The 12,212-nt window shown below is 60.9% G+C and carries 7 protein-coding genes; 3 read left to right on the top strand and 4 right to left on the bottom strand.

The window, feature by feature from the left end:
• Positions 1-8 precede the first annotated feature (8 nt).
• Both AC1DVV_RS01040 and AC1DVV_RS01035 read right to left on the bottom strand, forming a co-directional pair.
• Positions 9-986 carry a VWA domain-containing protein gene (locus tag AC1DVV_RS01040; RefSeq protein ID WP_477701852.1) on the bottom strand — a complete coding sequence of 326 codons (978 nt, stop codon included), beginning with the start codon at positions 984-986 and terminating at the stop codon, positions 9-11.
• Between the two features lie 38 nt (positions 987-1,024).
• Positions 1,025-1,999, bottom strand: coding sequence for a lipopolysaccharide kinase InaA family protein (locus AC1DVV_RS01035; protein ID WP_457279430.1), 975 nt, complete (start codon positions 1,997-1,999; stop codon positions 1,025-1,027).
• Positions 2,000-2,230: 231 nt separating this feature from the next.
• On the opposite strand from AC1DVV_RS01035, the gene AC1DVV_RS01030 reads away from it, so the two are divergent.
• The 3 genes from AC1DVV_RS01030 to AC1DVV_RS01020 all read left to right on the top strand — a co-directional run bounded on the left by AC1DVV_RS01030 (position 2,231) and on the right by AC1DVV_RS01020 (position 6,010).
• Positions 2,231-2,890: a response regulator gene (locus AC1DVV_RS01030; protein ID WP_457279431.1), complete on the top strand. Its 660-nt coding sequence runs from the start codon at positions 2,231-2,233 to the stop codon at positions 2,888-2,890.
• Positions 2,887-4,308, top strand: a complete 1,422-nt coding sequence (locus AC1DVV_RS01025) for an ATP-binding protein (protein WP_477688752.1) — start codon at positions 2,887-2,889, stop codon at positions 4,306-4,308. The genes AC1DVV_RS01030 and AC1DVV_RS01025 overlap by 4 nt, the downstream gene beginning before the upstream one ends.
• Positions 4,309-4,501: 193 nt before the next feature.
• Positions 4,502-6,010: a DegQ family serine endoprotease gene (locus tag AC1DVV_RS01020; protein ID WP_477666212.1), complete on the top strand. Its 1,509-nt coding sequence runs from the start codon at positions 4,502-4,504 to the stop codon at positions 6,008-6,010.
• 62 nt (positions 6,011-6,072) lie between these two features.
• On the opposite strand, the gene AC1DVV_RS01015 is transcribed toward AC1DVV_RS01020, so the two are convergent.
• Together AC1DVV_RS01015 and AC1DVV_RS01010 are read right to left on the bottom strand one after the other, a co-directional pair.
• A complete protein-coding gene (locus AC1DVV_RS01015; protein WP_477701851.1) occupies positions 6,073-10,845 on the bottom strand; it encodes a calcium-binding protein in 4,773 nt (1,590 codons plus the stop codon).
• Positions 10,846-10,982: 137 nt separating this feature from the next.
• Complete coding sequence (locus AC1DVV_RS01010) at positions 10,983-11,552, bottom strand: beta-barrel domain-containing protein (protein WP_477707091.1); 570 nt, start codon at positions 11,550-11,552, stop codon at positions 10,983-10,985.
• Between the last annotated feature and the right edge of the window lie 660 nt (positions 11,553-12,212).

Below are 12,212 nucleotides of genomic sequence, written 5' to 3'. Positions count from 1 at the left end.
CCGCCCGCTCAACCGAAAAGGCGCCGCCACCAGCCCGACCTGACCGGCGCCGCGCCGGTCGCCTGCGCATGCAGGTGACGAATGCTGGACGGATCCAGGTGAGCAGCATAGGCATCCAGGCAACGCAAGACCGAGCCCGTGCGCTCGGGCGTGGCGCCGCTGGCCTTGAGGACGCGCGCCACGGCACCCAAATCCGGCAAGGCACGCTCCGTCAGCCCGACGATGGCCGCCGCGACTGCGCATGCGTCTTCGGGAGACTCCATGCAGATGACGTTTTCTCCGAGCAGGTCGCGCCAGCGCTTTTCGCAGTTGCGCCGGCGCTCCAGGTCGGGGATCAGGAAAAAAAGGTGGTAGTTTTCGGCGGCTGCCGCAATGACTTCCTCGATCGGGATGTCTTCATCCAGTTTTTCAGAGAAAAGGGCCTCCACCTGGTGCCGTGACACGGCCGGATAGGGAAGCTCGTCACCGGTCATGAACAGGTAGCCGCGCTTTTTTCGCTTGGCCCAGCAGTCCAGGTCGGTGTGCTGGGCAACGGTGTAGAAAGCCAGCTCGTAGCTTTCACTGCCCGAGCCGCCACCGCCTCCCTCCAGATAGCTCCAGGTCAGCCATTGGTCCATCAACTCGGCGGTGGATTCAAACTGACCCACCTGCAGCGGCGCCCGGTCAGATGTGGCGTCACCGATGGCCATGAACATCAGCTGCGGATCGGGGATGTTGCAATCGCCCAGCAGCTTCATGAACGTCGGCAGCTCCTGCTGCGCCAGGATGCGGGGGATGTCTCCCATCGAGCCGGTAACGTCCAGTGCGAACACGACGGCCAGCGACGCCGGGTGGTCGGCACTGTCGCGCGACTCCCGGACCTTGAGCCCGCGCGGGTCCATCAGCGCGTGGCAGGCCCGTTGGGTAAAGACCTCGGTGTGTGGGCTGGCAGATCGGTTGGCCACCATGGCCGCATGTGCAGCGTATGAATAATTTCCGTGTCCCATGAAGTCGGCTCCTCTTTTGGTAATTCAGTAATTCTGATTCAGTGCAGGGCGGACGCTGCAGTCGGGTGAAAAACGACAAAACGCGACACGCCAAAAGACTGCTCGGCCGCCTGGCCCAGTTGCGCCAGCAACCCGCGCGCGCCATGCTGTGCGCACCAACGGGCATCTTCGCTGCCAGCCAGCAATAGCGCGGCCAGCGGCGCAGGGGTGGTTGCGGGCAGAGACGGCGGATGCTCGCCGCTGCCGGCCTGGCCGCTCAACAGCATGCGTATGCTCCACGCCAGCTGCATCAGGTCCTGCACCGCTCCATGCCCGCCATGCCGCGCCCGCGCCCAGCCAATCATCTGGACGCCATGGTTGCGCGGGTGCACGAGCAAATGCTCCGGGCACAGGTCGCCATGCTGCCAGCTGTTGTCATGAAGATAGGCCAGTACCTCCAGCACACGCCGCCACATCCAGACGGCATGGCGGGCGTCCACGCCCGTTGGATGCCCACGCATGACGTCGGCAAGGCTGCCCCAGAATCCCGTGGGATGCCTGAGCGCCAGCGCATGCCGCTCGGGCGACGTGCCGTCCCGCGCGGTGCCTGAAGCAACGAGCTGCGGCAGGCGCTGGCTGAAGTAAGCCGAGCCTGCTGTTTTAAGCCCCTGCAATTGCCTGACGGTCTCCGCCTCTTGCTGCAGCACGGCGGTTGCGCCGTCGGTGCGCGCCAGCTTGAGCGTCACGCGCTCGCCGAAAGGATGCACGCGCTGCGCGAGAAAGACCTGCGACGACTCGCCGCCGCCCAGGCCGGCCAGCAGCCCATATTGCCGTTCGCCGACGGACACCATGCGCGCCGGGAGATCGACCGCCTGGTGCACCCGCAGCCAGGCTTCGTGAAACGAGGCGGCACGGATGGTTTCTGCGCCGCGGCTGACGGTGGCCCCGCAGTAGCTGCAGGTGACCGTACGCCAATAAGCCGCACGCGGCAGCGGCGCGGCGCATTGGGGACACATCAGGCTGACAAAGGGCATGGTGTAAACGTCATGTTGAACAAGGCGCCTGCCAGGGCAGTCACGGCTGCCGGAGTATGGCATGACCCGGGGGCACTTGCGCTCCTCGCCGCGGTATGGCGGCTTTGCCTTTTCGTTTAAGGCTGACATAAGCCTTGGCCAGGCATTGGCCGGATAATCCGGCCAATGGCCCCCAATGGCCCACCAGCTTGCGGGCTCCCCGGCAATTTCTCCAAAACCGTACATCTTCCAATGCGATTACTGCTCGTTGAAGACGACGCCATGATCGGCGAGACCGTGCTGCAGGTGCTGCGCGGTGAGCACTATGCCGTCGACTGGGTGCGTGACGGCCGCATGGCCGACGAGGCCCTGAACAGCGAACAGTACGACCTGGTGCTGCTGGACCTCGGCCTGCCCAAGCGTGACGGCCTGGAAGTGCTGCGCGCTTTGCGGGCTCGCCGCAACACCACCCCGGTGATGGTGGCCACGGCGCGCGATGCGGTCGGCGACCGCATCGCCGGGCTGGATGCCGGCGCCGACGACTACGTCGTCAAACCCTATGACACCGACGAACTGCTGGCACGCATTCGCGCGCTGATACGGCGCAGTGCGGGCCGGGCCGAACCGGCGTTTGAACACAAGGGCGTGAGCCTGAACCCCGCCACGCGCGAAGCCAGCCTCAATGGCCAGCCGGTGTCGCTCTCGGCACGCGAATGGGCGGTGCTCGAACCCTTGCTGGCACGCCCGGGCGTGGTACTGTCACGCGCGCAGCTTGAGGAAAAGCTCTTCAGCTGGAAAGACGACATCAGCAGCAACGCGGTCGAGGTCTACATCCACGGTGTCCGTAAAAAACTTGGCAACGACGTGATCCAGACCGTGCGCGGCCTGGGCTATCTGGTGCCCAAGCAATGATCGAAGCTGTGAAAAAATCGGCAACGCATTCTTTGAGGAGGCGCCTACTCTGGTTCATATTGGCGGCAATTTTTCTGGCGGCCCTGCTGCAGGCGGCCACGGCCTACCGCGGCGCCTTGCAGCAGGCCGACGCGATGTTCGACGACCATTTGCAGCAAATGGCGCGCTCCCTGCGCAGCGGCATTCCACTCAACATTCCTCTGGACGAAGCCGATGAGGACGACCGCTTCGAGGTGTATGTGCAGATCTGGGGCCAGGACGGCACACAGATTTTCCGTTCCACCCGCTCGGCGCTTCCGCCGCGCGCAGTGCTCGGCTTTTCAGACGTCGAAGCGCACGGCAACCGGTACCGCGTCTACACCCTGCAGACCGCGCTGCAAACCGTGCAGATTGCGCAGGACCTGGACGCCCGCTCGGCGCGCGCCCGCACGCTGGCCGTGCGCGCCGTGCTGCCCTTTGCCTATCTCACACCGCTGCTGATGCTGGCCGTGTGGTGGGTCATCAGCCGATCGCTGGCGCCCATCGAGCGTGCACGGCGGCAGGTGGCCGGGCGCCCGGCCGACGATTTGTCGCCGCTGGCCGACGACGGTTTGCCTGACGAAGTGCGGCCGCTGGTTGAAGAGCTGAACCTGCTGTTTGACCGGGTGCGCGGCGCTTTCGAGGCGCAGCGGCATTTTGTGGCTGATGCAGCACACGAGCTGCGCTCGCCGCTGACGGCGCTCAAGCTGCAGGCGCAGGCCCTTCGCCGAAACGACGAAGAGCCTGCCGTGCGGGAGGCCGCCATCGGCCGGTTGAACCAGGGCATCGACCGGGCGATACGGCTGGTCGAGCAGCTGCTGGTGCTGGCCCGCGAGGAAACCGCTGGCACGGCACAAGCCGAAGCCGATTCAGGCCAGGCACCTGCCTCTGCCGCCCTGGTGGACCTGCGCGATGTGGTGAAGCTGGCCGTGGCCGATGTGCTGCCCCATGCGGGCCACAGGCAAATTGACCTGGGCCTGGCCGGCAGCGAGCCGCTGCAGCCTGTGCAGGTGAAAGGCCAAGGCGAGGCCCTGCGCATCCTGCTGCGCAACCTGCTGGACAACGCTGTCAAGTACACGCCGGTGGCGGGCCGGGTCGATGTGTCGCTGGACCTGCAGGACGGCCAGCCGACGCTGACCGTGGAAGACAGCGGCCCGGGCATCGCCGCGGAAGACCGTCACCGCGTGTTTGACCGCTTCTTTCGCGCCGCCAGCGTCACGGACACGGCGGGTGGGTCGGCTGGATCAGCGATATCTCCCGAAACCGGCAGCGGCCTCGGATTGGCCATCGTCAAGGTGATTGCCGAGCGGCACGGCGCGACGCTGCAGCTCGGCACATCGGAGTCCCTGGGCGGGCTGCGGGTTGAAGTCCGCTTTTCGGCGGATGAAACCACCGGCTAGCAGCCATCATTTGCTACCATTTTTATAGCTGCTCGCGCAGTCCTATTGCTGGCTACAGCCACTTTTTATCAAAATTCACGCCCGCAGCGCTGCCCTTCCTGCGTCGCGCAAATTTAAGCCCCGCCTAAGGCTGCCACCCCATAGTTGTACGCATCGGCACCGGTGTGTGCCCTCAACGCAAGGAAGCCCATCCATGAAATCTGAAGCATTGAAAAATACCCGGCTTGTCGCTGCACTTCTGGCTGCAGGTGCCATAGGCGGCGCCGGCGTCAGTGCACTCAACGCCGTGCACCCTGCCGCCACGGCGGCCGTCCCTCCGGCCATTACCGCCGGCACCCCAACCTCGGTGCCCATGGCCCTGCCCGACTTCTCGCAGATCACCGAACGCTACGGCCCGGCGGTCGTCAACATCAGCGTGACCGGCACCACCAAAGTACGAAACGACTCCCCGATGGCACAGGACGACGGCGATGACGACGACACGCCCTCCGGTGATCCGTTCTTCGAATTCTTCAAACGCTTCCAGCAGGGCCCGGGCGCCCGTGGCGGCCGCGGCGGCCAGCAGCAGGAAATGCCCACACGCGGACAGGGTTCGGGCTTCATCGTCAGCCCTGACGGCATCATCCTGACCAACGCCCACGTGGTGCGCGATGCAAAAGAGGTCACCGTCAAGCTGACCGACCGGCGCGAATACCGCGCCAAGGTACTGGGCGCCGACCCCAAGACCGACGTGGCGGTGCTGCGCATTGACGCCAAAAACCTGCCCGTGGTGACGCTCGGCAAGATCAGCGAGCTCAAGGTCGGCGAATGGGTGCTGGCCATCGGCTCGCCCTTCGGGTTTGAAAACACCGTGACCGCCGGCGTGGTCAGCGCCAAGGGCCGTTCGCTGCCTGACGACAGCGCCGTGCCTTTCATCCAGACCGACGTGGCGGTCAACCCGGGCAACTCGGGTGGCCCGCTGTTCAACGCACGCGGCGAAGTCGTGGGCATTAACTCGCAGATCTATACCCGCAGCGGCGGCTACCAGGGCGTGTCGTTCGCCATCCCGGTCGACGTGGCTGTCCGGATCAAGAACCAGATCGTGGCGACCGGCAAGGTTGAACATGCTCGCCTGGGGGTAGCGGTGCAAGAGGTCAACCAGTCCTTTGCCGATTCCTTCAAGCTGGACAAGCCCGAAGGCGCGCTGGTTTCGAGTGTGGAAAAGGGCGGCCCGGCAGACAAGGCCGGGCTGCAGTCGGGTGACGTGATCCGCGGCGTGAACGGCCAGCCCATCGTCTCCTCGGGCGACCTGCCCGCGCTGATCGGCCTGGCAGCGCCCGGCGACAGCATCCGGCTGGACATCTGGCGGCAGGGAGCCGCCAAGGTGGTCACTGCCAGGCTGGCCAATGCCGACGAAAAGACGGCCCAGGCCGCCGCCAAAAAAGACACGCCCAACCAGGGCAAGCTGGGCCTGGCGCTGCGTCCGCTGCAGCCCGATGAAAAGCAGGAAGCCGGCGTGGACAACGGCCTGGTGGTGCAGCAGGCCAGCGGCCCGGCGGCACTGGCCGGAGTGCAGGCCGGTGATGTGCTGCTGTCCATCAACGGCGTTCCGGTGAAAAATATCGACCAGGTGCGCGCCACCGTGGCCAAAGCAGAGAAATCCGTGGCGCTTCTGATACAGCGGGGCGACAGCAAAATTTTTGTGCCGGTGAATTTCGGGTAGTTGAAGCACGCGGCCCCTGGGTCGGGCATCCAGGGGCTGCAGGCAGGTTTAGCCGATGAACACTATTGCCAATTCGCCGCAATGACAGGCTGCAAGCTGGCCTGATAAGAGGCAGGCAAAGAGGTTTCCCCCGCAGCCGGTGGTGCAAAGGCCGCCATGGCGTCCACCAGGTTTTGCACCTGGCTGTCCAACAACACCTTTCCGTCGCCAGTCTTGAACTGCTCCACATGGTATTGGCTACCGAGGTACCAGTTATTCAGCGTGACGGTATCAGTGGTGCCGATGACGCCCACTTCAAGGTTGTTGGCCACCTGGCGCAGCCAGATCTGGTCAGCGCCAACGCCCGCACCAAAGGTCAGTGTGTCGGTATAGCCACTGTGAACACCATCGTCATTACTGACAGTGTCCTGGCCATCGCCCAGGTTGAAGATGTACTTGTTGTTGTAGTAAGACCCGGTGATCACGTCGTTGCCGGCGCCGCCGATGAAGGTCACGTCACTTCCTGCCCAGAAGCCATTGAGGCTGTCATTGCCATCCCCGCCATCGAGCGTGTCGTTGGTATCACCATACAGAGTGTCGTTGCCGCCAGCGCCGTGCAGAATATCCACATACACCCCGGAGCCGCTGATAACGTCGTTACCGCTGGTGCCAAACACCTCCAGCGCGGCAGTGGTCAAGGCTGGAGCGCTCCAGATCGTGCCATCGGCAAACTTGATCTGCTCGATCTGGAATCCGCCTGCTGTGTCATAGAACCAGTTCTGCACTGTGATCTGATCGGTACTGCCTGTAACCTTGAACACCATGTCAATACCGGAACGCGTGGCCGTCACGTTGGCCGGATCAATGCCCGCACCAAAGATCAATGTGTCGGTATAGCCACTGTGGACACCGTCGTAATTGCTGACAGTGTCCTGGCCATCGCCCAGGTTGAAGATGTACTTGTTGTTGTAGTAAGACCCGGTGATCACGTCGTTGCCGGCGCCACCGATGAAGGTCGCGTTGCTGCCCCCCCAGTAGCCGGTCAAGGTGTCATTGCCATCCCCGCCGTCAAACGTTTCGTTATTGCCTCCACCATACAAAGCATCGTTGCCATCACCGCCATAAAGCGTGTCATTGCTGCCACCATATAAGGTATCGTTGCCACCCACGCCATACAGAAATTCTGTGTAAGCGCTATTGCCGCTGAGAACATCGTTACCGCTGGTGCCAAATATTTCCATGGTCGCAGCCGTTACAGCGGCTCCCGTCCACACCGTGCCGTCTGCAAACTCGATTCGTTCGAGCTGGCTGCCGTCTGCGACATACCAATCCTTGACTGTAATTTTGTCCAGGCCATTGGAATGACCGAGCACCAGATCATTACCAGATCGCACTGCAGTGATATCGACAACGGCTATGTCTGGGCCGAACACCAGCTTGTCGGTCACGTTGTTGTTGCTGGCCAGCTCGATGATGGTGTCCTGTCCGTCACCCAGGTTGAACTTGTAGGTGTCATTCCAGTAACTGCCGGTCATTGTGTCGTTGCCGGTACCACCCTCGAACACGTTGTCGCTGCTGTAGCTGCCCAACACCGTCATGATGTCGTTGCCGGCTCCGCCCAGCAAGGTGTCGTGCCCGCCGTAGCCACCCGTGAGTACGTCGTTACCGTCGCCACCATCAAGAACGTTGGTGCCGCCTCCTGCAGTGATGTTGTCGTTGCCACCCATGCCGCGCAGGGTGTCATCCATGACCGTGCCGGTCATGACGTCGTCACCGGCGGTGCCGGTGACGATCAGCGCCGATGCGGTCACGGCCGCGCCTGTCCACACCGTACCGTCGGCAAACTCGATGCGCTCGAGCTGGCTCGCTACACTGGCAAACCAGTCTTTTGCGGTGACTTTATCGACCCCATTCACATGGCTGAACACCAGGTCGTTGCCTGATCGCAATGCACTGATATCGCTGGCGGCGATACCGCTGCCGAAGACCAGCTTGTCGGTGACATTGTTGTTCGTCTGCGTCTCGATGATGGTGTCCTGTCCGTCACCCAGATTGAACTTGTAGGTGTCGTTCCAGTAACTGCCGGTCATCGTGTCGTTGCCGGTGCCGCCCTCGAACACGTTGTCGCTGCTGTAGCCGCCGAACACTGTCATGGTGTCGTTGCCGGCGCCGCCCAGCAGCGTGTCGCTGGCGCCGTAGCCGCCGCTGAGCACGTCGTCGCCATCACCGCCGTCCAGCACGTTGTTGCCAGCCCCGCCCGTGATGTTGTCGTTGCCACCCATACCGCGCAGGGTGTCGTTCATGACCGTGCCGGTCATGACGTCGTCACCGGCCGTGCCGGTGACGATCAGCGCCGCTGCCGTCACGGCTGCGCCCGTCCACACGGTGCCATCGGCAAACTCGATCGACTCGAGCTGGTTGCCTGCGCTGACAAACCAGTCTTTGGCCGTGACCTTGTCGACCCCATTTACGTGGCTGAACACGAGGTCGTTGCCCGAGCGCAGTGCACTGATGTCACTGACCGCAATGCCACCTCCGAAGACCAGCTTGTCGGTAATGTTGTTGTTCGTCTGCGTCTCGATGATCGTGTCTTGCCCATCGCCCAGGTTGAATCGATAGGTATCTGTCCAGTAGCTGCCGGTCATGGTGTCGTTGCCGGTACCGCCTTCGAACACGTTGTCGCTGCTGTAACTGCCCAGCACTGTCATGATGTCGTTACCGGCGCCGCCCAGCAGCGTGTCGTGCCCGCCATAGCCGCCGGTGAGTATGTCGTCGCCGTCGCCACCGTCCAGCACGTTGGTGCCGCCTGCGGCTGTGAGTGTGTCGTTGCCCGCGCCCCCATACAGGTAATCATCACCTGCGCTCCCGGTCAACGAGTTGTCGAGCGAGTTACCCAGCAAAATCGCGCCGGTGGCATTGCTTACCGCCCCAGCTTGAACACCGGCGGCGACCAATTCAATATGCTCTGCATCCAAAGCTGCCTGCAAAGCCGATGACGGACTTCCAGACCGGATAAGGCTGTCAAGGGTGCTATAGACAGACCATCCCATGCCTCGCATCTGGTCACCCGCATACTTTTGCATGTCCAGCAAGTCGAATACCGCATTCGGCGCATCGGCATTGAACCTAGACTCAAACACCGCGGCGACCGCGGCGAAGTCGAATGTTATGCCTGCCTCACCGATGACCCAGTCGACTGCGTCCGTATAAGGCTTCAAGCGGGTTTGCAGCACAAGCGTGTCGTAGACACTGTTCTTGAGCGCTTCATAGGCTTCCCGCAGTAACGTAATCTGCTCCGCAAGTGGACTGATGATGTAGTGAAAAATCGCACGTCCGTCGTATGGATCTGTCTCCAGACGCACAGTGAATCCCGCAGGGCGCGGGCCGCCATTTTCGTCGCCATAGAACCGGCTGCCGTTGAAGGCTTCGAGTATATGAATCATCTTCATATATTCGATCTCCGTCATCCCGGCAGGAAGGTTGTAGGTGATGTTGACGTTGAAACCAGCGGGCGTTTGGCCAAAATAATCGGAAGTTTTTGCCCACTTAAGGACCAACCCATCCAGTTGATTACGCTGATCACCTCGCGTGGTAGCAGCAGCGAAGGTTTGCAGTGCATTCGCAAAATCACCGTCAAGGCTCGCCGCCGCCCGCATGTTGCGCACCATGCCCGAGCCATCCATCTGTGGCAGCGCCTGGGCCTGATCGCTAATGGGGACTGGGTTACCGGCTTCGTCCACGACTTCAGGCGGAAACTCGGTGAAGAAATTGTTGGTTTCGAGGTCGATTGCACCAACGGTATGCGTCTGGCCGTTCTGGGTGAACGTGGTGCTCAAGGCCACGGTATTGTTGTTGATCACCTGCCCTGCTTGCGGACCCGTGCTGCTGCCGTTAACGCCAATGCTGGTGATGTTGAGCTCGGTCAGGGTCTTGAGCTCGCCGCTCTGAGTAACGCCATCCTGGTTGGCGTCTTGCCATATCTTGAGTTCGCCAAATGCAGCGTCTGCGCTGGTGATAAAGCCATCGCCGTTAGCGTCCAGGTCACGCAAAGCATCGAAGCCGTCGGTGGCCAGCGTGCTGTTGCTCTTGATAGTGTCTACACCAAAGAGCTCCCGACCGGTATCTATCGTGCCGTTGCTGTTGAGATCGCGTACAAGGAAGCCGTCATCGGGTCTGGCCCAACCGGTGCCTGTCTTGATGCTGTCGGCGTTGTGATCGAAGAGGGTGTTACCACTGGCGGCTGAAAGTTCGAGGCCATCGCCGTCCAGGTCCAGGACTAAAGGGTCCCGCCTGGGGACGATTTTGCTGGCCGCCGCGGTTTTACTATTTGTGGATGGGTCAACGTCGCCCATGCCTTCATCGAGCTGACGTTTCCTGCGTCGTTGGGCGTCAACTGATTGGCCAAGGCCACCCCCAAATATGTCGGCGATATCATCAACGGACACATGACCGCTACCGGATGATCCATCGGTTTCCTGTCCCCCAACCTTAACGGACTGGGTCCAATCGTAATTTAATCCCCCCGCGGGATCAGCGATCACGTTAATCCTCTGCGAAGCATCGGCAACGCCGTTTTTAGCCTTGGATTGCACGTAAAAAGAGCTTTTCCCCTCGGCATCAATATGCTGCCCAATCGTGAACGGCCCTCTTGTATACGAGATGTCGATCGCGCCATCACCGTCTTCCGTGAACGTAATGCCCAAGGCGCTTCCAGAGGCCGTGTGCGTATTAAAGTTATATGAATAAGACTGGCCTCCTGCGCTAATGTTCGTTTGCCCGGTAGATTGATTCCCCGAGACCGAAATCCCACCGAAATTAGCACTTATGGTTCCAGCATTGTCAATTTTGATTCCCATAATCATCCCTTTTTAAACGCAGTTATTTAGTCACCAAAAGCTATATACCCAGCTATCTGCACACACATATGAACGCGTCAAGCGCTCATCTTTCCCTCAAGACCTTTCCCGCCCGCTGAATCGGACCTAGCAAATACTCAATTACGCGCCGCTGCCCGGTTTCGATTTCTGCGATCTGGTTCATCCCAGGCGTCAGCTGGATCATCTTTCCGTGTACGTCGATTTGCTTGGTCTTTAGGGCCAGCGTCACGGAAAAATTGCGCCGCGCTTTTCATCGTTATGGCGTCGGCCGTGACACGGTCTACGCCGGCTTGCACCGTGTCGTAACGTGTATAGGGAAAGGTTTCGAGCTTGATCTCGGCGCCGTTGCCTGTGCTGACGAAGCCGATGTCCTTGTTCTCCAGCGTGACTTCGGCTGTGACTTGCACGCCCTCGGGCACGATGATCATCAGCGCCTGCGCTTCGGTGACGCCGCCTGTGGTGTGAATGGCGAGCTGCTGCACTACGGCGGCGACGGGCGCTTTCAGCGTGGTAAGGTTTTCGCGCTGGATAGCCAGGTCGCGCTTGAGTTCGACGCGTTCTCGGTTTTTGTCTTGTGTGGCGTGACCGGAGATATAGCCCTGGTCTACCAGCTTCTTAAAGTCAGTCTCGCGTGCCTGGGCCATGGGCGCTGTGGTTTCGACTTTAACTACGGAAGTGAAAGCCATCACCCAAGCCGAAAAGCCGGATTGGCGGAGTAGCGAGCCCCCAATGAAAACAAGCGAACGACCGTAAGAGGAAGCCAACCAACGGCTACGGCGCGAGAAGACACATTGGCGACAGAGACAGCGGCAATACAACTTGTCTTGTTAGTTCTTTGTGCGCGCGCCGGCGTCTCTTTTGCCGCAACTGCTTCTGCCTGAGTCATACACTCCCTGCCCATTCGTTATTTATTGGTAGCCATTGCCAGTTTATGTTGAACAGGTCCGGCAAACCAAATCAAATCGCACTCGTCGTCTGACCGCCACAAGTCGTTTTCATTAGTTAACGCAGAGGAAGTCCAGCAAACGTTTTAATCAAGCGGCTTTAGCGCGGACCGAGCAGAGGTAACCACACGCGATGGTGAAAATTCACCCGCATCACAACAACTGAACATGAGCAGCCAACCGCGACCGCTCAGACTAGACAGCGGGTTTTCCGAGAGAATTGAACGCAGAAGCAAATGGCGTTGCTCGTTTGGTCAGCACAAAAATCTTTCATCACCTGACCAGGAAGTCCTGACAGTCTTGTCAAGCGGTTCGCGCGCATGGAGTAGATGAATCCACAGGCAATAGGGAAACGATCGACCGAATAGGTGCCGCCCGTAGCCAAAGCAGAGAAATCCGTGG

The sequence above is a fragment of the Polaromonas sp. P3_B4 genome (assembly GCF_056402835.1).
The sequence above is the reverse complement of the archived record's forward strand: the minus strand, read 5'-3'. Positions and strand labels throughout refer to the sequence as shown.